The 20,656-nt window shown below is 61.1% G+C and carries 19 protein-coding genes; 15 read left to right on the top strand and 4 right to left on the bottom strand.

From position 1 onward, the window contains the following. Positions 1-8 precede the first annotated feature (8 nt). Positions 9-779 (bottom strand): envelope biogenesis factor ElyC, encoded by a 771-nt coding sequence (gene elyC, locus ACPW75_RS09310; protein WP_179101491.1) that lies wholly within the window; start codon positions 777-779, stop codon positions 9-11. 299 nt (positions 780-1,078) lie between these two features. Between elyC and cmoM the strand changes: the two genes are divergently transcribed. The 12 genes from cmoM (at position 1,079) to ACPW75_RS09250 (ending at position 13,354) form a co-directional block, all read left to right on the top strand. Beyond that, on the top strand, positions 1,079-1,855 hold the full coding sequence (gene cmoM / locus ACPW75_RS09305) for a tRNA uridine 5-oxyacetic acid(34) methyltransferase CmoM (protein ID WP_029303111.1): 777 nt from the start codon (positions 1,079-1,081) through the stop codon (positions 1,853-1,855). Between the two features lie 77 nt (positions 1,856-1,932). Further along, complete coding sequence (mukF, locus tag ACPW75_RS09300) at positions 1,933-3,252, top strand: chromosome partition protein MukF (RefSeq protein ID WP_077097520.1); 1,320 nt, start codon at positions 1,933-1,935, stop codon at positions 3,250-3,252. Beyond that, on the top strand, positions 3,233-3,970 hold the full coding sequence (gene mukE / locus ACPW75_RS09295) for a chromosome partition protein MukE (RefSeq protein ID WP_077097518.1): 738 nt from the start codon (positions 3,233-3,235) through the stop codon (positions 3,968-3,970). Before mukF ends, mukE begins: the two co-directional genes overlap by 20 nt. Positions 3,971-3,997: 27 nt before the next feature. After that, positions 3,998-8,425 (top strand): chromosome partition protein MukB, encoded by a 4,428-nt coding sequence (mukB, locus tag ACPW75_RS09290; RefSeq protein ID WP_077097516.1) that lies wholly within the window; start codon positions 3,998-4,000, stop codon positions 8,423-8,425. 171 nt (positions 8,426-8,596) lie between these two features. Beyond that, positions 8,597-8,995, top strand: a complete 399-nt coding sequence (locus ACPW75_RS09285) for a septal ring lytic transglycosylase RlpA family protein (protein WP_017410169.1) — start codon at positions 8,597-8,599, stop codon at positions 8,993-8,995. Between the two features lie 134 nt (positions 8,996-9,129). Continuing rightward, positions 9,130-9,450 (top strand): putative quinol monooxygenase, encoded by a 321-nt coding sequence (locus tag ACPW75_RS09280; RefSeq protein ID WP_179101490.1) that lies wholly within the window; start codon positions 9,130-9,132, stop codon positions 9,448-9,450. A 304-nt stretch (positions 9,451-9,754) separates the two neighbouring features. Further along, positions 9,755-10,210: a GNAT family N-acetyltransferase gene (locus ACPW75_RS09275; protein WP_077097512.1), complete on the top strand. Its 456-nt coding sequence runs from the start codon at positions 9,755-9,757 to the stop codon at positions 10,208-10,210. Positions 10,211-10,236: 26 nt separating this feature from the next. Continuing rightward, positions 10,237-10,737 (top strand): peptide deformylase, encoded by a 501-nt coding sequence (gene def, locus ACPW75_RS09270; RefSeq protein WP_077097510.1) that lies wholly within the window; start codon positions 10,237-10,239, stop codon positions 10,735-10,737. A 64-nt stretch (positions 10,738-10,801) separates the two neighbouring features. After that, positions 10,802-11,413, top strand: coding sequence for a DJ-1/PfpI family protein (locus tag ACPW75_RS09265; protein ID WP_077097508.1), 612 nt, complete (start codon positions 10,802-10,804; stop codon positions 11,411-11,413). A 66-nt stretch (positions 11,414-11,479) separates the two neighbouring features. Next, positions 11,480-11,965, top strand: a complete 486-nt coding sequence (locus tag ACPW75_RS09260) for a GNAT family N-acetyltransferase (RefSeq protein WP_077097506.1) — start codon at positions 11,480-11,482, stop codon at positions 11,963-11,965. Positions 11,966-12,017: 52 nt separating this feature from the next. Next, positions 12,018-12,527 (top strand): GNAT family N-acetyltransferase, encoded by a 510-nt coding sequence (locus ACPW75_RS09255; protein ID WP_077097504.1) that lies wholly within the window; start codon positions 12,018-12,020, stop codon positions 12,525-12,527. Further along, on the top strand, positions 12,524-13,354 hold the full coding sequence (locus ACPW75_RS09250; protein WP_077097502.1) for a hypothetical protein: 831 nt from the start codon (positions 12,524-12,526) through the stop codon (positions 13,352-13,354). The genes ACPW75_RS09255 and ACPW75_RS09250 overlap by 4 nt, the downstream gene beginning before the upstream one ends. A gap of 91 nt (positions 13,355-13,445) precedes the next feature. Here ACPW75_RS09250 and ACPW75_RS09245 read toward each other — a convergent pair whose 3' ends face one another. Next, the gene (locus tag ACPW75_RS09245) at positions 13,446-13,649 is read right to left on the bottom strand and encodes a hypothetical protein (RefSeq protein WP_077097500.1); all 204 of its coding nucleotides are present in this window, start codon (positions 13,647-13,649) and stop codon (positions 13,446-13,448) included. Positions 13,650-13,835: 186 nt separating this feature from the next. On the opposite strand from ACPW75_RS09245, the gene ACPW75_RS09240 reads away from it, so the two are divergent. Next, positions 13,836-14,723: a PhzF family phenazine biosynthesis protein gene (locus ACPW75_RS09240; RefSeq protein ID WP_077097498.1), complete on the top strand. Its 888-nt coding sequence runs from the start codon at positions 13,836-13,838 to the stop codon at positions 14,721-14,723. 75 nt (positions 14,724-14,798) lie between these two features. On the opposite strand, the gene ACPW75_RS09235 is transcribed toward ACPW75_RS09240, so the two are convergent. Continuing rightward, on the bottom strand, positions 14,799-16,076 hold the full coding sequence (locus ACPW75_RS09235; protein ID WP_252410680.1) for an esterase/lipase family protein: 1,278 nt from the start codon (positions 16,074-16,076) through the stop codon (positions 14,799-14,801). A gap of 660 nt (positions 16,077-16,736) precedes the next feature. Beyond that, positions 16,737-17,315, bottom strand: a complete 579-nt coding sequence (locus ACPW75_RS09230; protein ID WP_016350625.1) for a PhnA domain-containing protein — start codon at positions 17,313-17,315, stop codon at positions 16,737-16,739. Between the two features lie 225 nt (positions 17,316-17,540). Between ACPW75_RS09230 and ACPW75_RS09225 the strand changes: the two genes are divergently transcribed. Together ACPW75_RS09225 and ACPW75_RS09220 are read left to right on the top strand one after the other, a co-directional pair. Beyond that, positions 17,541-18,770 carry a methyltransferase gene (locus ACPW75_RS09225; RefSeq protein ID WP_077097430.1) on the top strand — a complete coding sequence of 410 codons (1,230 nt, stop codon included), beginning with the start codon at positions 17,541-17,543 and terminating at the stop codon, positions 18,768-18,770. A gap of 316 nt (positions 18,771-19,086) precedes the next feature. After that, the gene (locus ACPW75_RS09220; protein WP_077097428.1) at positions 19,087-20,535 is read left to right on the top strand and encodes a chitinase; all 1,449 of its coding nucleotides are present in this window, start codon (positions 19,087-19,089) and stop codon (positions 20,533-20,535) included. Positions 20,536-20,656 lie beyond the last annotated feature (121 nt).

The following is a 20,656-nucleotide window of genomic DNA, read 5'->3' as shown; positions in this document are numbered from 1 at the left end:
TCGATTGCTCAATCGTTAACCTGCCCCCGCAAACGGGCCCACCATACCCCAATCCATTCGTGAATGGCAGCCTCGGAATACATCAGATAGCGCCCTTTTGGCAGGTAGCTGTAGAGGGGCTGGGCCACCTGACTCTGCTTGGCGGTGTAGTCGGTGGGGGCGGGCACGGCGTTCAGTCCCTGACCCTGATAGAGCGCCATGGCTCGCGGCAAATGGGTTGCCGAGCTCACCAGCGCCACCTGCTTGCCCTTGAGATGACGGCCGATGCTGACCGCCTCGTCGTGGGTGTCTTTGTTGTTTTCAAACAACGTCATCCGCGAGCGGGGAATGCCGAGGCTCACCGCCATGCGGGCGTTGACCTCGGCGTTGGACAGGGGATCCCCGGACACATAACCGGAGAAGATGAGCTCCGCCTGCGGATACGCCTGGGCCAGCCGTACCCCCTCGAGGGTGCGGGCCAGCGCAATATTGTTCTGCCAGGAGCGCTCGGGCACCGCCGGGTCGCTGACATGGCCGTTGCCGAGCACCACGATGGCCTCGATGTCGGGGTGCTGGCTCACTTCGAAGGGGGGGAAGGTCTGCTCCAGCCCGCGGGCCAGCTCGTAGCTCACCGGTCGCATCCCCATCAGGGTGACCAGCAGCAGCGAGAGGGTGGCCAGCAGCTTGCCGGTCTTCTGGAAACGGGTGAACCAGAGCAGCAATAGCGCCAGCAGCAGCAGGCTGAGGGAGAAGGGGAGCGGCATCAGCAGCTGGCCCAGCCACTTTTTGAGGTCAAACAGGGCGTCCACTTGTTATTCCTTATATAACAATGCATTAAAAAATTATTAAGGATTTTGGCGCCCTTGTATAGGCGCCTCTTCCCAAGGCAGCATGGCGCCATCAAGGCACGCAGGTTGTGCAGTGACTGCCCGCACAACCCCGAAAAGCGCTAAACGGGGGCAAAGTGAGCGCGGCTCGATGTTTTTTTAATCACCTGGGGGAGGGAGCTGCGCCTTGAGTTTTCAGCAAATTCGGGATGTGACAGAATACCCTCTTTTTCGTCAGGCCCGTTTCCCGTGGCCACAGAGTTGAGTTCGTCTTGAAGCAAGATCAGAGTTTTGACGGGCGCGCCGACAAGTTCGCCCGCAACATTTATGACTCCACCAAGGGGCGCATCCGCACCACAGTGGTCTGGAGCGACATCGAAGCCTGCCTGGCCCGCTTGGGCAACCGGCCGCTGCGCATCCTGGATGCGGGGGGCGGCTTTGGCTATTTCGCCCAGAAGCTGGCGGCTATGGGCCATCAGGTGGAGCTGTGCGATCTGTCGGCGGAAATGCTGGCACTGGCCCGCAGCCAGATCGCCGAGAAGGGGCTGGAAGACAGAATTCGTCTCATCCATTGCCCCATTCAGGATCTTAAAGCACACGTGACCGGCACCTTCGATCTGGTGCTCTGTCACGCTGTGCTGGAGTGGCTCGCCGAGCCGCGCCAGACCTTGCTCGGTCTGTTCCCTTTCGTCAATGCCGGGGGCATACTGTCGCTGCTTTTTTACAACCGTCACGGTCTGCTGTTTCAGAGCCTGGTGGTGGGCAATTTTGACTATGTGCGCCAGGGGCTCAACAAGAAGCGCCAGACTGCGCTGACCCCCACCAATCCCCAGCTGCCGGAGCAGGTCTATGACTGGATTGGCCGGGGCGGGCTCAAGATCATCGGCAAGACCGGGGTGCGGGTGATCCACGACTACATGCGCCACAAGCAGGATCAGCGGGAAAAGTTCGATGATCTGCTGGCCATGGAGCTGCAATATTGCCGGCAAGAGCCGTTTATCTCCCTGGGGCGCTATATCCACGTGATGGCGCAAAAACCCACCGGCTGAGGCCCCCTTTTTTGATGCTACCGGATGTAGCCGCGCGCAAGGCTTTGCGCCCAATACAACAACGAGATGACAACATCATGATGAGTACATCCCGTACCCTGCCCGAAATGGTGGGATGGGTCAGGCAGGAGGGGTTGGCGTTGAACCTGCCCACCGATCGGCTGGCCTTTCTGATTGCAATCAAGACGCTGTCCGAAGATGAATCGGATCTGTCGGAAGCGGCGCTGCACGATGCCTTTGGCTACGTCAGCAACGCCTTCGGCCAGATGGACGAGACCCTCACCGGTCGCGCCAACAACGCCATCAATGATCTCATTCGTCAGCAACTGCTGTCGCGCTTCAACACCGACATGGTGGCGGGGGAGAGCCTCTATCGCCTGTCGCGCCTTGGCATGGGCATCGTCGACTTCTTCATGGATCAGCGCCAGGTTGATTCCATCAAGCTCTCCATCCTGCTCGAACACCTGGCGGCCGAGCTCGACACCGCCCGCAAGGCGGCGCTCGAGACCAACACCCGCGAGCAGTGGGATGCCGAGGTGCTGCCACGGCTCACCTTCTCGCTGGAAGAGACGCTGGGGCGCATCGATCTGACCCAGCGCGCCATGGATGAGCAGCAAAATCAGGTCAAAAGCGAGATCGCGGCCCTGCTGACCCAGAACTGGGTCGATGCCATCCACAGCTGCGAAAAGCTGCTGCACGAGACCGGCCAGACCCTGCGCGAGCTGCAAGATACCTTGGACGCCGCCGGCCACCGCCTGCAGGCGGGGCTGCTCAACATTCAGGAAGCGGCGCAGGGGCGCGAGGATCTGTTCCACGTCGAGGAACTGACTCATGCCCTGCAGGGGCGGCTGGACGTCATCACCAGCTGGGGCCAGCAGTGCATCGAGCTGTGGGCCCGCTATGACAGGCACGTCCACAAGTTCATCCGCAACGCCATCGACATGGACAAGAACCGCGCCTTCAGCCAGCGGCTGCGCGACTCCATCCGCAACTTCGAGCAACACAACTGGTTGCTGCGGGTGGCTGAGGAGCCGCGCCTGCTGGAACTGCGCGACGAAACCATCGCCATCCACGACGAGGAGGTGACCGGCGAAGTGCCCCTCGAGATGGAGTACATGGAGATGGTCGACATTAACCAGGAGCTGGCCGAGCGTATCGAGCGCTATCTGGCTCGCTACCCCGAGCAGGGCCAGCAACTGGATCTCGCCGACGTGCTGCGCGAATACCTGCTGGACTACCCGGCCCATGCCCACTTCGACGTGGCGCGTCTTCTGATCGACCAGGCCGTGCGCCTGGGCCATGCCAGCGGCGAGCACCAGCTGCATCGTCAGCCCGCATGGAAACCCATTAACCAAGCTGGATCCAAGGTTCAGGCCTATGTCATTGATCAATACTGAGTTTCCCTTGCCGCTGCGGCTCGCAGAGGCGATTGCCAACCCCTTGTTTCCGCGCATCGACACCGCCTTGCGCTCCGGCCGCCACATCAGTGCCGACGAGTTCGAACAGCACTCGGCGCTGGTGGAGTACCACCAGGAGCTGGAGATCTTCTACGGCCGCTATCAGGTTGAACTGATCAAAGCGCCGGAAGGCTTCTTCTATCTGCGCCCGCGCCCGAGCGCCGACATTGGCACCACCGTCCTCTCCGAGCTCGACATGCTGGTGGGCAAGGTTCTCTGTTACCTGTTCTTAAGCCCAGATCGGCTCGCCTCGGAAGGGGTGTTCGCCATGGGCGAACTGCAAGAAGAGGTGTTGAGCCTGGCCGACGAGAAGCAGCTGCTGCGGATGGTCAACAGCCGCTCCGGCGGCACCGATCTGGACAAGAAGAAGCTCTTGGAGAAGATCCGTACCTCCATGCGCCGTCTGCGCCGCTTGGGCATGATCACCGCCCTTGGCAACAGCGACAAATTCCGGGTCAACGAATCGGTGTTCCGCTTTGCCGCCGACGTGCGCTCCGATGAGGATCCGCGCGCCGTCCAGCTGCGGATGATCCAGGAGGGCGAGGCCATCTTCCACGACGACGAAATGCCGAGCAGCGACTCGCTGTTTGAGGATATCGAGGCGGATCTCGATGAAGAGCAGCTTGAACTGGAGGTGGAAGATGACCTGCAGCGTTAAATCCAAGGCCCAGATGGAGGCAAAGTCGTGAGAGGCAAATTCAAATCCCTGACCATGGTCAACTGGAACGGCTTCTTCGCCCGCACCTTCGATCTCGACCAGCTGGTCACTACCCTGTCCGGCGGCAACGGCGCGGGCAAGTCCACCACCATGGCGGCCTTTATCGCGGCGCTCATTCCCGACCAGTCTCTGCTCCATTTCCGTAACACCACGGAAGCGGGCTCCTCCAGCGCCTCCCGCGACAAGGGGCTCTACGGCAAGCTGCAGCGCGGCCACTGCTATTCGCTGCTGGAAGTGATGAACAGCCGCGAGCAGCGGATCTGGGTCGGTGTTCACCTGGAGCAGGTGGCCAACCGTGACAACAAGGTCAACATCACCCCGTTTGCGCTGGTGGATGTGCCGGAGCAGTTGCAACCCACCGATCTGCTGCTGGAGAAGCTCGATGACGGCAAGGGGCGGGTACGTGCCTTCGCCGATCTGAAAGGCGCCGCCGCCGAGCTGGGGGCGCTCAAGGTCGCCAAGTTCAATACGGTGACCGATTATCACAACTTCATGTTCGAGTTTGGCATCACCCCGAAGAAGCTGCGTGATCAAAAGGATCGCGGCAAGTTCTATCGCCTGATCGAAGCCTCCCTCTACGGCGGCATCTCTTCCTCCATCAGCCGCTCCTTGCGTGAATACCTGCTGCCGGAGAACTCCGGGGTGCGCAAGGCCTTCCAGGACATGGAGGCGGCCATCTACGAGAACCGCCGTACTCTGGAAGCCATTAAAGAGACCCAGGGTCAGCGGGATCTGTTCAAGAACCTCATTACCGAGACCACCCACTATGTGGCGGCCGACTATGTGCGCAACGCCGCCGAGAAGAATCGTCTCTCCGAGCTGGCCCTCAAGGCCCGCCAGGAGCTGGCAGGCAAGCGTCGCCTGCTGGCCGAGGAGAAGCAGCGCGCCATCTATCTGGCCGACGAGGTGGAGCAGCTCACCAACCGTGAGAAACTGCTGACCGACGAGCTGGAATCGGCCGCCGAGCACCTGGCCAAGGTGATGGCAGCGGTTTCCTTGCAGAAGAAGATCGAGATGTATCGCGCCGATCTGGCGGAGCTGATGGACAAGCTGGAGCAGCAGCAGGCGATCGTGGAGGAGATCCATGGCCAGTTGCTGGAGGTGGAAGAGCGCAAGGAGCTGGCGCAGGCAGAGGTAGACAGCCTCAAGACCCAGCTGGCCGACTACCAGCAGGCGCTCGATATCCAGCAGACCCGTGCCATCCAGTACCGTCAGGCGGTGCAGGCGCTGGAGACTGCCCGCGAGCAGTGCGAGCTGCCAGGGCTGACCGCCGAACAGGCGAGCGACACCCTGCATCAGTTCCGCGCAGCCGAACAGAGCCTCACCAGCCGGGTGCTGGGGGCCGAGCAACAGCTGGCGCTGGCCAAGGCGGCGGTGGCCGAGCACGAAGCGGCGCTGGCGCTGCTTTTGAGCATCGCCCCCGAGACAGTGCGCGAGGCCGCCTGGCCTACCGCGCAGGCGCTGCTCAAGCGTCACATCGAAGACAAGGCCCGCATCGCCCAGGGGCAGGGGCTGCGCGCCGCGCTGGCTCGCCTCGAGAAAGAGAGCGAAAGCCAGCAGGCGCTGCTGCGCTTGCGTGACGAGCTGCAGCAGGCCTCTGGCCAGCTTATCGCCAGCCAGGACGAGCTGGAGATCTTCCTCGAAGCCCAGCGCACCCGTCAGGAAGAGCTGGCCGAGCAACAGGCGGAGGTAAACCAGCGCCGCGCCAGCCTGGAGCATCAGGGCACCCAGCTGGGCCGCGATATCAGCGAGCTCACCAAGCTGGCGCCGCGCTGGCTCAAATCCTTTGAAAAACTTGAGCAGTTGCGCGAGCAGAGCGGTCTGCCGCTCACCACCGCCGAAGAGCTTTCTTCCGGCATGCAGAGCGTGCTCGACAAGGAGCGCGAGTTCGAGCAGGAGAGCAACCGCATCGCGGCGCAGAAAAAGGCGCTAGAGCTGCAAATTCGCAACCTGCAGCTGGGGGCCGGCGAGGCGGATCCGCGCCTGGCTCGCATCGCCGAGCAGGTGGGGGGGGTGCTGCTCTCCGATGTCTATGACGACATCTCCATCGACGATGCCCCTTATTACTCCGCGCTCTACGGCCCGGCTCGCAGCGCTTTGGTGGTGCTCGACCTGGAAGGTGCCATCGAGCGGCTGAAAAAGCTGGAAGATTGCCCGGAAGATATCTACCTCATTCAGGGCAACCCCGACTCCTTTGACGAGGATCTGGTGGAAGCCGACGAGCTGGGGGACGCCGTGCTGGTGCGCGCCAGCAAGCGTCAGGTGCGCTTCTCCCGCTACCCCGAGCTGCCGCTGTTTGGCCGCGCCGCCCGGGAAAAACGCATCGAGCAGCTTGACCTTGAACGCGAAGGCCTCATCGAGGGTTATGCCAAGGCCGCCTTCGAGCAGCAGAAGTTCCACCGTCTCTACGGCCACTTCCGCGACTTTATCGGTCAGCATCTGGACATCGCCTTCCGCCCCGACCCGGAAGCGGAAGTGCAGGCCAAACAGCACGAGCAGCGTAAGCTGCAAGAAACCATAGCCGAGTGCAACAAGCAGCTGGCGGATGCCAAAGCGGCTGCTGCCCAGCTGACTCGCCATATCCAGCTGGTGCAGGGCATGCTGCCCTTTGCCCACCTGTTTGCCGAGACAGACCTGGCGGCCCGCCTCGAGGCGGCTCACGCCGATGTGGAAGCACTGAAACAGGCCGAAGCCTTTATCGTCAAACACGGCAAGGCGCTTGAGAAGCTGGAAACCATGGTGCAGGTGCTGCGCCAGGATCCACAGGATCTGGCCGCGCTGCAGGCAGCTTACGATGAGGTGAGTGACCTGCTGGCCGAGCAGAAGCGCCGTTGCTACGCCCTCGATCAGCTGGTGGCCCGTCTGCCGCACTTTGCCTATCAGGATGCGCAAGACCTGCTGGGCAAAGCGTCCGAGATGAGCGAGCGACTCAAAGAGAAGCTTAAAGCTGCCGAGCTGGCGGCCCGCACCGCTGGCGAGCAGCACAAGCAGATTGCCCAGCGCCACACCGAGGCGTTGCAGCTGCGCACCGCCCTCAACTCCAGCGTCGAGGCCAAGCGCCAGACCCTGACCGAGTTCGAGCAGGAGCTGGCGGCCATGGGCTTGACCCTCTCTGACGACATGGAAGAGAAGGCGCGCGCCCACAAGAAAGAGATCGAAGAGCTGCTGATCCGCACCCGTTCCCGTCGCACCAGCGCCGAGGCCCAGTTGCAGGTAACCAAGCGCGAGATCGAATCCCTTGGCGGTCGTCTCAAGCTGGAAGGCAAGGATTACTACGGCGCCCGTAAATCCCTGGTGGGTCACAAGGCGAGCTGGTCGCGGGTGGTGCGGCTGGCGCGGGAGACCGACGTCGAGAAGCGCCTCAACAAGCGCGAGCTGGCTTATCTGGACAGCGACGAGCTGCGCTCCATGTCGGACAAGGCCCTCGGTGCCCTGCGGGTCGCGGTGGCCCACGACGAGGCCCTGCGCGATGCGCTGCGTCTCTCCGAGGGCAACCGCAGCACCGAGCAGAAGGTGGCCTTCTATGTGCAGGTGTACCGTTACCTCAAAGATCGCATCCGCAACGACATCATCCGCTCCGATGATCCGGTGGAGGCGATCGAGGAGATGGAGATCGAGCTGGCCCGTCTGGCCGACGAGCTCAAGCAGCGGGAAACCCATCTGTCCCTCTCCTCCCACGAGGTGGCGGCCAAGATCACCAACATCATCCGCCGCGAGCAGAACCGTATCCGGGTGCTCAACCAGGGCTTGCAGAACATCGCCTTCGGTCTGGTGCGCGGGGTGCGCCTCAACGTCAATATCCGCGAGGCTCACACCCGTCTGCTGACGGCGCTGGCGGATCAAACCGCCATGCACAACGATCTGTTTGCCGACAAGGAGCTCAGCTTCTCCGAGGCGATGGCCAAACTGTTCCAGCGCTTGAACCCGCAAGTGGAGCAGGGGGATCGCAGCTATCAGGTGATGGGCGACGTGCTGCTCGACTATCGCAACTACCTGGAGCTGGAGATCGAGGTGCAGCGTGGCGCCGATGGCTGGCTGCGGGCCGAGAGCGGCGCGCTCTCCACCGGTGAGGCGATCGGTACCGGCCAGGCCATCCTCTTGATGGTGCTGATCAGCTGGGAGGAGGAGTCCCGCCGTCTGCGCGGCAAAGATATCGCCCCCTGCCGCCTGTTGTTCCTGGACGAAGCGGCTCGCTTGGATGGCAAATCCATCGCCACCCTGTTCGAGCTGTGCGAGCGGCAGGATATGCAGCTGCTTATCGCGGCGCCCGAGAACATCAGCCCCGAGAAGGGCACCACCTACAAGCTCATCCGCAAGGTGCAGGGCAAGCACGAGCATGTGCATGTGGTGGGGCTGCGCGGCTTCGGCTTCGCCGACGACAAGCTCATCGCCTGACAGAGGCTGACGGACGAGGTATGAAAACGGGAGGCTTGGCCTCCCGTTGTGTTTGGAAACTGTGGCAAAGTAGCGGCGCGGCCATGGCTGGCCGGCACCACGCCGGTTCGCTCATGCCCGCTACCGCTTTATTGGCATCGACAACCCCGCAGGGGAGCAAGGACAAGGCACATGGTTGAAAAGGGGCAATTTTTGCGAAAGGGGCTGCTGCTGTCGCTCACCGTGCTGCTGGCGGCCTGCAGCAGCCGCTATGACGAGAGCCACGGCGGCAGCTGGCGCGGCTATAGCGAGACGGGGCTCGCTTCCTACTACGCCGATCGCTACCACAACAAGCGCACCGCCAGTGGCGAGCCGTATCAGCGCCACGCCAACACCGCCGCCCACATGGAGTTGCCCTTCGGCGCCATGGTACGGGTCACCAACCTCGCCAACGGCAAGAGCGTGGTGGTCAGGGTCAACGACAGGGGCAATTTCCCGCGCGGGCGCATCATCGACCTCTCCAAAGCGGCCTTCAGTGCCATCGGCAATCCTCGCGCCGGGCTTATCAAGGTGAAAATAGAGGCGCTCTAGGCGCCGACTCGTTCAGTGGCTTGAACAGAGTGTCCATCCTGCCCGGCTATATCCCGCCTGGCCGCTCCTCTTACACTGCAGCTCGACGCAAAGGCAGCGCCCGGATCTGGGCCCCTTTGCTTACCCTCGAGAACATGGAGCAGACCGAAATGAATGAACAGAAACGGGTGTCCATCGCCGTGCTGAAAGCCCGCGCCGGCATGAGAGAGGCGCTGCGCCGCGAGCTGCTCAAGCTCATTGCGCCGACGCGGCGTGAGCCGGGCAACCTGGATTACGTGCTGTTTGAATTGCAGGACGAGCCGGGTACCTTCTACATGCGTGAGGCGTTCGTCAATCAGGCAGCGCTGGACAGTCACTGCCAGACGGACTATTTCCAGGCCTTTGCCGCCGAGGCTGAGGCACTGCTGGCAGAGCCGCTGCGGCTGATTTTTATGGAGGAGGTGAGCCACGCCTAAATTAGTCGGGCCCACGGCTGGCCCGGCTTTTACTCATGCTCCGATGTCGCCCCGGACGCTATTCCATCACATCCCATTATGGCCCCCCTGGTCTGCGTCTCTGCATCCTCTACCGAGAGGTTGATCGGGGCTTATTGCTCTTGTCCCGCCTGTTTATGCCTGCCCTCTTTTCATCTCCAGATTGTCCGCTAAGATACCCAAATGAAAATCAACATTGGGCCAAGCGACATGACCGCCATGGCGGGTGGGCGCTCTGACCAGGGTAGTCATCAGGCCGCCAAGATGGTTGAGCCGAGGAGGCGGGATGGAGATCGAACTGGCGGGGATAGCGCCAAGTGAGTTTGAACAGCGTTTTGCGGCCGTCAAAGAGGGGATCTTTCCCTATGTCGAGGCGGTGTTTGGCTGGGATGACGAGATGCAGCGTGAGCGGTTGACCAGCGAATATGAGCCGCACTGGTTCTCGTGGATCCTGGCAGGGAGCGAGCGAGTCGGCCTGCTCTGCTGCAAGGCATACGACGATGCGCTGCACGTCCATCTGCTGATCATCTTCCCTCGCCATCAGGGCCGGCAACTTGGTTCTGCCGTCATGGCGCGGCTGCATCGCGAAGCGGAATCTGAGGGGAGACTCCGGGTGACCTTGTCGAGCTTTAGCGCCAATCAGAGGGCGATAGGGTTTTATCGGCGCCTCGGTTATCAGGTGGTAGCGGAAGAACCGGCGTTCGTCTCCTTGTCTCGGCCGGTGACGAGAGAAGAGTTGTAGGTACTAATGGTTGACGGAGAGCCCTCATGGCAATGCTGGATATTTTAACGGTTCCCGACCCGCGATTGGGCATCAAGGCCGAGCCGGTTGAGGATATTGCGGCCGTGCAAGGCCTGATCGATGACATGCTGGAGACCCTCTATGCCACCGACAATGGTATTGGTCTGGCGGCCACGCAAGTGGGGCGCAAGGAGGCCATCGTCATCATCGACCTGTCGGAAAAACGGGATCAGCCGCTGGTGTTGATCAATCCGCAAGTGATAAGCGGTACCGAACCGGCGTTTGGCCAAGAGGGGTGTCTGTCCGTGCCGGATTATTATGCCGATGTTGAGCGTTACGGCTCGGTGGTGGTGTCAGCACTGGATCGCCATGGCGTGCCTATCACGGTAAAGAGCTGCGATTTTCTGGCCATCGTGATGCAGCATGAGATCGATCACCTGCAGGGCAAGGTGTTTATCGATTATCTCTCGACGCTAAAGCGCAAGATGGCGTTGAAGAAGGTGAAAAGGCACCTCAAGGCGACATGACGTGATATTTCATGCGGCGCGTTACATATCCATTTGATTATCTGCACAGGAGGACGGGGTAGCCATGTACAAGGTTGGTATTGTTTTATTTGATGATTTCACCGATGTGGATTTTTTCTTGATGTATGACCTGCTTGGGAGAAGCAAAGAAAGCTGGTCGGTGAAAATACTGGGAACCAAGCCTGAGCATGGCTCTGCACTGGGTATCAACGTAAAGACGGATGGAGATGTGGCGGAAGCACAGGATCAGGATGTGGTGCTGATCACCAGCGGGCAGCGTGGTATCCCTGCCGCGCTGCAAGACGATGAGTTCATGTCCGCATTGCGGCTGGATCCGCAGCGGCAGCTGATTGGCTCAATTTGTGCTGGTTCATTCATATTGCATGAGCTGGGCTTGCTGCAGGGAAAGAAATTAACAACCAACCCTGTAGCCAAAGCCCAGTTGCTGGAGATGGGGGGTGATGTTCAAGACGCTCCTCTGGTCGTGCAAGGAAATATTGCAACGGCAGGCGGCTGCCTCTCACTGGTTTATTTGATTGGTTGGATGGCCGAACGGTGTTTTGGTCCGGAAAAACGTAGGTTGATGCAATCTCAGCTTATTCCTGCCGGACAAATGGAAATCTTCGAACAGCTGATCTCCTCCACTATCAGAGAGGCTGAAGAGTCATTCGACTGATGTTATTGCTCACTGTTTATATCTGTCTGGACCCATAGCCGGTCTGCCCAAGCAAACAGGATGGCGATGAATCTCGAATTCAAAAAAATAAACCTGGCGCGTGACTATGAGTTTTGTGTGGCAGCCCGTCGGGACGCCTATGTTTGCAGCTTCCACCGCGATGAGGGATTTGACGAATTTCTGACGGACTATCGGGAGCGGATGGCGACGAGGCTGGCCAGCCAGGAGTGGCATTATCTGCATGTCTGGCAGGGTGGCGAGATTGTGGGGCAGCTGGAGTTTTGCACTGTCTCAGCCGAGCCGGAAACCGGTTACATATACCTGATCTATTTGACGCCACAGGCTCGTGGTCAAGGCATGGCCGATCTGCTGCTGCAATATATCGGCCGCACCTTGTGGCAGGCTGGCTGCCGGCGAGTGGTGTTGTCGGTCAGCCGTCTCAACCCGCGGGCGCTGCGTTGCTATCGGCGCAGCGGGTGGCAATATCGGGGGCTCAACCCCAAGCATGCCGAGACAGATTTCTATGAGTATTGGTTGTCGGATCCGGCGTGATCAGTAGCCGTATTTGAACGGGAAAAACAAAGTCCCATGGAGGGGAAAATAGATGGAAGTGAGACAAGTCCGGGTATCGGATGCAGATAACCTACTGGCCTTGATGAACAGACTCGACAATGAAACAACCTTTATGCTCTATGAGCCGGGTGAGCGCACCACGACAGAGATCGAGCAAGCTCAAATATTGGCCTCGTTTATCGATGCAAACAACAAAGTCATGCTGGTACTGTCGGAGCATGACGAGATTGCTGGTTTTATTGTCGGCATCGGTCAACCGGCAAATCGCAACAAACATGTACTGTATTGCGTTATCGGCATTCAACTCTCTGCAACTGGACAGGGCTTTGGCAAAAAGATGATGTCTGCGCTGGAGGCGTGGGCCAGGGCGCACGGCTTTACCCGTATGGAGTTGAGCGTCATGTGTCACAATGCCCGGGCTTGTGCGCTATACCGCGCCTGCGGATTCGAGGTGGAAGGGGTCAAACGCAATACGATGAGGGTCGATGGTGCATATGTCGATGAATATATGATGGCCAAGCTGATTGAGGAGGTGGCATGAGCAAGATGCAGTGGCAGGTTTCCTGGAACGTCGCTTGGTCGTCAAGGCGTGTGCGCAGTGGGGTGATACTTGTGCTGGTGTCGTTGCTGGGCTGGCTGCAGATCATGGCGCCAGCTTATGCCGAGGAGCCGCAGCTCGGCGCCGAGTATCGCCCTCTGGTACAGAAGGTGATCGATGCCGCCAAGGCGCGGGATCCACAGGCTCTTGCCCGTCAGTTCAAATATCCCTTCAAGCAGGAGTATCCCATCCCTGTCGTCAAGAATTCGTCCGAGATGGTAGCCCGTTTCGACGAGGTGTTTGATGAGGCTCTTTTAAACAGCATCGCCAGCTCCCGGGTCGGGCAGGATTGGCAGGCCATGGGCTGGCGCGGCATCATGCTGGGCAGTGGCGAGGTGTGGCTGGATTTTGATGGCAAGGTGATCGGCATCAATCATCAGACGGCGCAGGCTGCAAAACGCAAGGCCGAGCTTGTCGCCAAACAGAAAAGCGATCTTTATCCCGGCCTGCGGGAGTACCAGCGCCCCGTGCTGATGTGGCAGACCGAGAAATTTACCATTCGCATCGATGAGCTGGGTGACGGCCGTTATCGCTATGCCTCCTGGGCCAAGGGCAAGGCGCTCAGCGACAAGCCGGACCTGGTGCTCAGCAATGGCACCGTCAGGGTGGAGGGGACGGGGGGCAACAACACCTATCTATTCACCAGCGGCCCTTACCGCTACCAGTGCGCCGTGACCGTGTTGGGTGAGAGCGGCACGCCGCCGGGTGAGCTGGTGGTCTATCAGAACGAGGTTGCCATCATGCACCAGCCGGTGATCAAGGTGCTCTGATATCCCGTGATCTACCCGGAACGTTCAACGCGCGGCCAAGAGCCGCGCTTTTGTTGTCTGCAACGGTTATCTGCAACGGCTGACGGCTTCGCTAGCCCTGCGGTACTCGAACTCCCTTGTCGAGGTAGAGGCTGCTGTAGTGGGCGCGGTGGGTGACAAACATCACCTGATGACGGCTGCCATCGGAGAGGATGACGAAATCACCGGCCTGGGCGGGAGTGTGCAGGCTGATTTCATGTTCGGGGGCGGTCAGCTTGTCGACCTCCTCCTTGAAGGTGAGGGTGTAAGAATACATAGGGTGCTCCACAACAGGACCTTATACAGACACGCATCAAACGTAGCTGCTGTGGCCCGGATCTGCGGCGCCCAAGCGGCACCCGCGTACCATTTAATTTACCGGCCGCGGCGGGCTCGCTATCTTATGGAAAGCGGCCCGCGGCAAGTGCAGGCCAATCATGTCGGCGACAGTCAGGAGCGAGCGATGACAGAGCGTGAATGGAAACCCGAGTTGGTGCGCATTGCCGCCTTCTCCACCGGTGCCAAGGGGGGCAATCCAGCCGGGGTCTGGCTGGGGCCGCAGCTGCCCGGTGTCGAAGAGATGCAGCGCATCGCCGCCGAGGTGGGCTTTTCGGAGACCGCGTTCGCCGCGCCCTTGCCCACGTCCGCAACGCCGGTGGATGAGCAGGCCGGCCCACGGCAGTGGCGGGTTCGCTACTTCTCTCCTGCCGCCGAGGTGCCGTTTTGTGGGCACGCCACCATTGCCCTCGGGGTGGCGCTGGCCCGTCGGGTTGGCGCCGGCGAGTATCAGCTGCAACTCAATCAGGCCACCATCTCGGTCTCGAGCTGGCTGGACGGGGAATGGGAGTGGCAGGCGGCGCTGCAATCGCCCCCCACTCGTAGCAAGCCAGCCCCTGCCGAACTGGTGAGCGCCACGCTGGCGCTGTTTGGTTATACCCAGGCAGATCTGGATCCCCGTATTCCGCCGGCCCTCATTCATGGCGGTGCCGATCACCTGGTGCTGGCGCTCAACAGTCGCGCCGCCCTGGCGGCCATGCACTACCAGATGGCCGAGGGACGGACCCTGATGCAGCAAGGGGGGCTGGTCACCATCTTGCTGGCGTATGCCGCCCGCGAGCAGCTGTTTCATACCCGCAACCCCTTTGCCTATGGCGGCGTGTATGAGGATCCCGCCACCGGCGCCGCCACCGCGGCCTTTGCCGGTTACCTGCGGGATCTGCACTGGCCCCACGGCGGCATCATCGATCTCTTTCAAGGGGAGGATATGGGGATGGCGTCGCACCTGCATGCCGAAATTCCCCCCGAGCCCGGCAGCTCAATCCGGGTATTTGGCCGCGCCCGCCTGATGTGAGCGCCAGACAATGAAAAAACCGCCGGCTGGCGGTTTTTTCATTGTGTCGGGACGAACCTGAACGGTCGTTTCGGCCTATTGCGAGTCGTGCTTTTCAGCTGGGATCTGCTCTTGCTGATCGCTCTGTAGCCAGTGCAGCAGCTGACGAGCCACCTGCGGGCTGCCGAGCAGCGCCATGTGGCTGGTGCGATAGGCAATCATGGTATGGGCGGGGAGAAAGGCCAGCTGGTGGCGAGCCTCGTCATGCAGGCCAAGGGCACTGCGCAGGGGCACCAGACCATCACCAATCAACCGATCTGCCAGCACGCTGCGTTTGGCCGCCGTGGTGGCCGCAATGGCAAAACAGCGTACTCCGCTTGGCAGGGGCAAGGGGACGCGGGGATCGGCCAAGGGGGAAGAAGGGGGATTCCGGGCAGAGGATGAGTCCATCACCTTGCCGTGGCGCAGATCCTTGATGCCGACGCTGCGCAGCTGTGCCAACCTGACGAACGGCTCGCTGTAGGCAGTCGCCGGCAGCAGTTGCTCGAGCCAGTGGCCGGCGGATTCGAGCGGTGCGCCGTGATGGGGTGTGCCAAGAAACAGCAAATTTTTAAGGTGAGCCGGCCAGGCCTGGGCGGCCAGGTCGGCGCTGTGACAGGCGCTGCGGATCACCAGCCCGCCCATGCTGTAGGCCAGCACGCTGATCTCGCCAAGGCCGCCGGGCCAGTGGGTTGCCAGTTGTTCCAGTTGACGGGCCAGTGCTTGACCGTTCTGCACGATGGAGAGGCCCGAGTTGTAGCGCACATAGATGGGGACGTAACCGAGCGTCTCGGCCAGCATCTCCCCGTGATTGACCGGCGCATCCTGATGCCGGGTCTGCCACTGCAGATCGTTCATGCACAGCCCGTGCACCATCAGCAGCACCCGTGCGCGAGGGGGCAGTGGCGCCGGCAGGGCCGGCCAGCTCAGGGGCTTGCCGAGATAACGCAGGGTCATGGGGGTGGCCAGGGCATTGTGACTCTCGACCAGCTTGTCCCCCATCACGCCATTGAGGGTGGCGAGCAGGGCGGCGCGGCTGGGGGTGTCGGGAATTTGCTGCAAAGGCGGGGCTGGCGGCAGACGGGCAAGCAGGCTATGGATACCGCTGCCCAGCGCGCTGGCAGCGCCATATACCCCCTTGTAAACCAGCCCGGTGATCCCCGCCGTCTTTCCTTCCTCCCGCCCCTTGAAGCCCATGCCGCTCAATACCGCCTGATGGACGGCCTCGGTGAGCTGTATCGTCGCAGGCAGGGCCTGAATGAACAGTCGGGTCAGCTCGCGAATATCCGCAAGATGCCAGGAGGAGGCGGGTTGCGGTGCTGTTGGTTGCGTCATGAAAAGCCCCTCTGAAGGTATCGCCGGCCGGCTCCCGCCCGGCAGCGGGGCGGCATGCATGACAACCAGCTTGCGCCGTTTGTCCCGGGTTTGCCAGTGACGTATCGGCGGGCTACCTAGTACGCTGACCGGCGGGCAGGGCAATCCGCTGGCAGAGGCGCTTATGCAGCTGATCAGGCAGGGTTGGTGGCTGGAGCAGGAGGTATTGGTACTGGCCAGGGGATGGCAAGCATGGCCACTGGATGGTGGTTTACGACTGATATCGCCACAAAAAAACCGCCATCAGGCGGTTTTTTTGTTCTGCCGGCCCTTATTTCAGGGCTTTCTTCAGCTTCTTGATCTTGCTCTCGTGCTTGGCAATTTTCTCAAGGCGGGCGGCAATCTTCTGCTTGATCTCTTTCTTGCTGACTTTGGCCATCTGGCGTGCTCCTTTTGCAGTGATGACACTTGCGGTGTCGGGGGTAGGTCAGTCCATGAAACGCCAGAGTGCCACAGGGTCGCTGATGACACCAACTTTTCGCTCAAAATAACAGCAAACGATGTGCTGAGGGGCGACCTTTTGCCGTGACGGGTCGCGGCAAGAAGAGGGGGATGGCGGGCAATCGGCAGGCACAAAAAAAGCGCCCCGCGGGGCGCTCTTGCTAGCAGGGCTGAGGGCGATCAAGCCTTTTTCAGGTAGGCGGCGACCAGCACGATCTGCACGCCGTTGACCTTGCCTTCGATGTGCAGCGGGTTGTTGGTGAGGCGGATGCCCTTCACCAGGGTGCCGCGCTTGGCGGTGAAGCCCGCGCCCTTGACGTCCAGATCCTTGATCAGGGTCACCGAGTCACCTTCGACCAATACGGCGCCGTTGGAGTCGACGGTGGGCACGCTGTCATCATCATCGCTGGCCATGCCCGCTTCGGCCCAGGCCTTGGTCTCTTCTTCCATGTACATCATGTCCAGCATGTCCTGGGCCCAGACCTCGCCTTGAGCGGAGAGGTTCTTCAACTGGCGCCACGCCATGACCTGTACCGCAGGCACCTGGCTCCACATGCTGTCGCCCAGGCAACGCCAGTGGTTGACCACTGTGGTCGCCGGCTGCTCCAGCTGGCCACGGCAGGTGTCGCACAGGGCAACGCTGTGATCATCATCGCTGGCCGGAGAGTGGGGGACCGCGAAGGCAGTCAGCGCCTGTTCGGCACCGCACAGTTCACACTTGGCGCCCGCGCGCGCTTGCAGGATGGCATTGATGGTCATGTTTTGGTTCCATTCACGTTGGTAAAATGGCCCGCGATGGGCAGGCCAAGATAATGAAGGGGCGGAATATACCACAAAACCCCGCTCTTTGTCAGGCTAAGCCCGGTCGCGGGCTTGCTGCCGACCAGCGGAGGCATCATCGGGACCTGTTGGCGCAGGAGGACTGCGGGGCAGCCATAACGGCGCAGCATAGATGAGGGTGCTTTTTGACGCGGGATCGCTAGAATGAGCCTCCATTTTGACGGCAGAACAGGGGCGCGCGTGCTGGCTCAACGTTTTCAACAACTGGATCGACTGCTGAGCGAAGCCCGGCACTGGTGGCAATACCAACCCTACCACCACCTGGACCTTGCCTTTGCCAAGGCGGCGCCGGCGCTGGCTGAGCGGCTCAATGCCCTGTCACTGGCCGAGATTGAGCGGCTCGATGGCGACATGCCCGCCCTGTGCGAGCTGCTGGCCCCCTGGATCCCGCAGGGGGCAGCGCTGCATGCCCTGAGCGCACTGCCGACCCTGACGGCCGAGCCCATCCCGTGCGAGCGGACCATGGCGATGTACATGCCGGGGCGCAAGCAGGCCCAGATTGAAGCCTTCACTGCCTGTCTGCCCGTGCACCGCGGCCCCTATCTGGAGTGGTGTGCGGGCAAGGGCCACCTGGGGCGACTGGTCTCCCTGCACCGCCAAGCCGAGGTGCTGAGCCTGGAGCTGCAGGCGCCACTGTGCGAAGAGGGGCGCCAGCTGGCCGCTCGCGACGGTGCCCGGATGGCATTTGTCTGTGCCGACGCCTTCGCCGATGAGACTTCCCAGCTGATCGCCCCGGCCCATCACGCCATGGCGCTGCACGCCTGTGGCGAGCTGCACACCCATCTGCTTGAACAGGTGGCGGCGCGCGGTGCCGAGGGGGTGACCCTCTCCCCCTGCTGTTATCACCTGATCCGCACCAGCCACTACCGCCCGCTCTCCGGCCCGGCCAAGGCCAGTGTGCTGCAGCTTGCCAAGAGCGATCTGAAGTTGCCGCTGCAGGAGACGGTCACCGGTGGCGCCCGCATCGCCCGCCTGCGCGAGCAGGAGGTGGCCTGGCGGCTGGCCTTTGATTGCCTGCAGCGCCAGGTGCGCGGGGTGGACGAGTATCTGCCGGTGCCCAACATGCAAAAGAGCCTGCTGACTGGCACCTTCGAGGATTTCTGTGGCTGGGCCGCCGAGCGAAAGGGGCTGGTGTTGCCGGCCGGCCTCGACTACGCCGGGTTTCTGGCAAAGGGGGAGGCGCGCTATGGCGATGTCGCCCGCATGGAGCTGGTACGTCACCTGTTTCGTCGCCCGCTGGAACTCTGGCTGGTGCTGGATCGCGCCCTCTTCCTGCAAGAGCAGGGCTACCGGGTGGAGGTGGGCGAGTTTTGCGACAAGCCCATGACCCCCCGCAATATCCTGATCCGCGCGGTGCGAACACGGCACGGATAAGCGGCGGGCCTCGTCGCGGCGGGGCCCGTTGCAGCGCTGTGCGGTTTGCCCTTTGGTGCTTCTCGTTGATGGGATCTTGTCGTTGAAAGAGCGGCGTGACCGCTCTTTTCTCATTTTTCTTCGGTTTATTTTCATATAGCCGAAAGGCTCGCCATCACATCGCTTCACAATGCATTTTATGCTCGCCAACCGGCAGAGTGAATTGGCTCACAGTTCCTACAACATTCTTAATTTTCATCGTGAATTTAGTGGCCTGGAGGATTATTCTCGAGGCGACTCTTATCCCGACGTTATTCTGACATAAGGACTGTCTGTTATGTTCAAGCCTACACAGTGTGCCTGGCTGGTTGCGGCTGCCTGCGCATTGCCAAGTTATGCCATGAATATTCAACCCGATCCGCAAAATGCCGGTGGATATGTCATTGCCGCCCCGGATCTGGCGGCGGTGGAAAAAACCAAGACGGCCAATCCCATGTACGGGATTTGGGCAAAGGCGTTGGCGACACGTTCCAATACCATTGTCGATGCCATCAAACCAAGGGCGGTCAGCAATCCGGATAACGTCAAGCGGGTCGAGCGGGTATTCACCGAATCGGATTGGGATTATTTAACCCAGATGGCGGCGCCGGAATATACCTATGAACGCTTCTTGCGGGCGGTTGGTAAATTCCCGGCTTTCTGCGGTGAATATACCGATGGCCGCGATGCCGATGCCATCTGCAAAAAATCCATCATCACCGCCTTTGCCCATTTCGCCCAGGAGACCGGCGGTCACATCGCCAAGGAGAATATCTCCGACAACCCGCTGGCGCTGGAGGAGTGGCAGCAGGCGCTGGTGCACGTGCGCGAGATGGGCTGGTCGGAGGGGCAGACCGGCTACACCACCGGCTGCGGCCAGAACGACTGGCAGAACAAGAAGTGGCCATGCAGCACAGGCCAGGGTTATTTCGGCCGCGGCGCCAAGCAGCTCTCCTATCACTTCAACTACGGCGCCTTCTCCGAGGCGATGTTTGATGGCGATGCGTCCGTGTTGCTCAACAACCCCGGGTTGGTGGCCGACTCCTGGCTCAACCTCGCCTCCGCCATCTGGTTCTTCCTGACGCCGCAGGCACCCAAACCCGCCATGCTGCACGTGATTGATCGCACCTGGGTGCCCTCCCAGCGCGAGATCGCCGCCGGCATCGGCTACGGCTTTGGTACCACCATCAACGTCATCAATGGCGGCATCGAGTGCGGCGAGCAGAACAAGAACAAGGGCCAGCCGGTCAACCGCATCCGCTACTGGGAAGGGCTCGCCGAGCACTATCAGATCCCCGTCAAGGCCGACGAGAAGAACACCTGCTGGCAGCAGACCCCCTATGGCAGCCTCAACCTCAACGGTGCCACCGACGTGCTCTACACCAACTGGGACGGCAACTGGAAGTACTATCCGGATCGGCCCGGCGGCTACTCGTTCGAATGTGAGCTGGTGGGGTTCCAGACAGCCTACTCGGCACTGGTGCCGGGGGATTACGAGAAGTGCGTGACCAACTTCTACGGCTCCCACGCCAACTGGCCCAAGGTGCGGGTAGTGGCCAAACTGGATCCTGCGCCGGTTGATCCGACCGATCCTCCCGTGGGGGATGTGGCCGCCTGGAGCGCCAGCAAGGTCTATACGGCGGGCAACAAGGTGAGCTACAAGGGCGCCATCTATCAGGCCAAGTGGTGGACCCAGGGCAATGAACCGGGCAAGGGTGATCCCTGGGTGCTGGTGCCGGCGAAATAGCGTAAAGCGGCTGGTATCAATAAACACGGCAATGGATAACACCTCTCTTGCCAAGTCGGGGGACATATTGTCCCCCTTTTCGATATCCGGCCTGCAAAAAATAAAACCAGTGTCTAATTTT

This window comes from Aeromonas sp. FL131, from assembly GCF_049860615.1.
In the GTDB taxonomy this organism is placed as follows: Bacteria; Pseudomonadota; Gammaproteobacteria; order Enterobacterales; family Aeromonadaceae; genus Aeromonas; species Aeromonas hydrophila.
The sequence above is the reverse complement of the archived record's forward strand: the minus strand, read 5'-3'. Positions and strand labels throughout refer to the sequence as shown.

Excerpts from the sequence above, each read along its gene's own strand:
- ACPW75_RS09255 (WP_077097504.1), top strand. The coding sequence starts at position 12,018 with ATGGAAGTGAGACAAGTCCGGGTATCGGATGCAGATAACCTACTGGCC.
- ACPW75_RS09245 (WP_077097500.1), bottom strand. The coding sequence starts at position 13,649 with ATGTATTCTTACACCCTCACCTTCAAGGAGGAGGTCGACAAGCTGACC.
- mukF (WP_077097520.1), top strand. The coding sequence starts at position 1,933 with ATGATGAGTACATCCCGTACCCTGCCCGAAATGGTGGGATGGGTCAGG.
- ACPW75_RS09250 (WP_077097502.1), top strand. The coding sequence starts at position 12,524 with ATGAGCAAGATGCAGTGGCAGGTTTCCTGGAACGTCGCTTGGTCGTCA.
- ACPW75_RS09225 (WP_077097430.1), top strand. The coding sequence starts at position 17,541 with ATGAGCCTCCATTTTGACGGCAGAACAGGGGCGCGCGTGCTGGCTCAA.
- ACPW75_RS09280 (WP_179101490.1), top strand. The coding sequence starts at position 9,130 with ATGGAGCAGACCGAAATGAATGAACAGAAACGGGTGTCCATCGCCGTG.
- mukE (WP_077097518.1), top strand. The coding sequence starts at position 3,233 with ATGTCATTGATCAATACTGAGTTTCCCTTGCCGCTGCGGCTCGCAGAG.
- ACPW75_RS09285 (WP_017410169.1), top strand. The coding sequence starts at position 8,597 with ATGGTTGAAAAGGGGCAATTTTTGCGAAAGGGGCTGCTGCTGTCGCTC.
- ACPW75_RS09235 (WP_252410680.1), bottom strand. The coding sequence starts at position 16,076 with ATGACGCAACCAACAGCACCGCAACCCGCCTCCTCCTGGCATCTTGCG.
- ACPW75_RS09275 (WP_077097512.1), top strand. The coding sequence starts at position 9,755 with ATGGAGATCGAACTGGCGGGGATAGCGCCAAGTGAGTTTGAACAGCGT.
- ACPW75_RS09220 (WP_077097428.1), top strand. The coding sequence starts at position 19,087 with ATGTTCAAGCCTACACAGTGTGCCTGGCTGGTTGCGGCTGCCTGCGCA.
- def (WP_077097510.1), top strand. The coding sequence starts at position 10,237 with ATGGCAATGCTGGATATTTTAACGGTTCCCGACCCGCGATTGGGCATC.
- ACPW75_RS09240 (WP_077097498.1), top strand. The coding sequence starts at position 13,836 with ATGACAGAGCGTGAATGGAAACCCGAGTTGGTGCGCATTGCCGCCTTC.
- ACPW75_RS09265 (WP_077097508.1), top strand. The coding sequence starts at position 10,802 with ATGTACAAGGTTGGTATTGTTTTATTTGATGATTTCACCGATGTGGAT.
- ACPW75_RS09230 (WP_016350625.1), bottom strand. The coding sequence starts at position 17,315 with ATGACCATCAATGCCATCCTGCAAGCGCGCGCGGGCGCCAAGTGTGAA.
- ACPW75_RS09260 (WP_077097506.1), top strand. The coding sequence starts at position 11,480 with ATGAATCTCGAATTCAAAAAAATAAACCTGGCGCGTGACTATGAGTTT.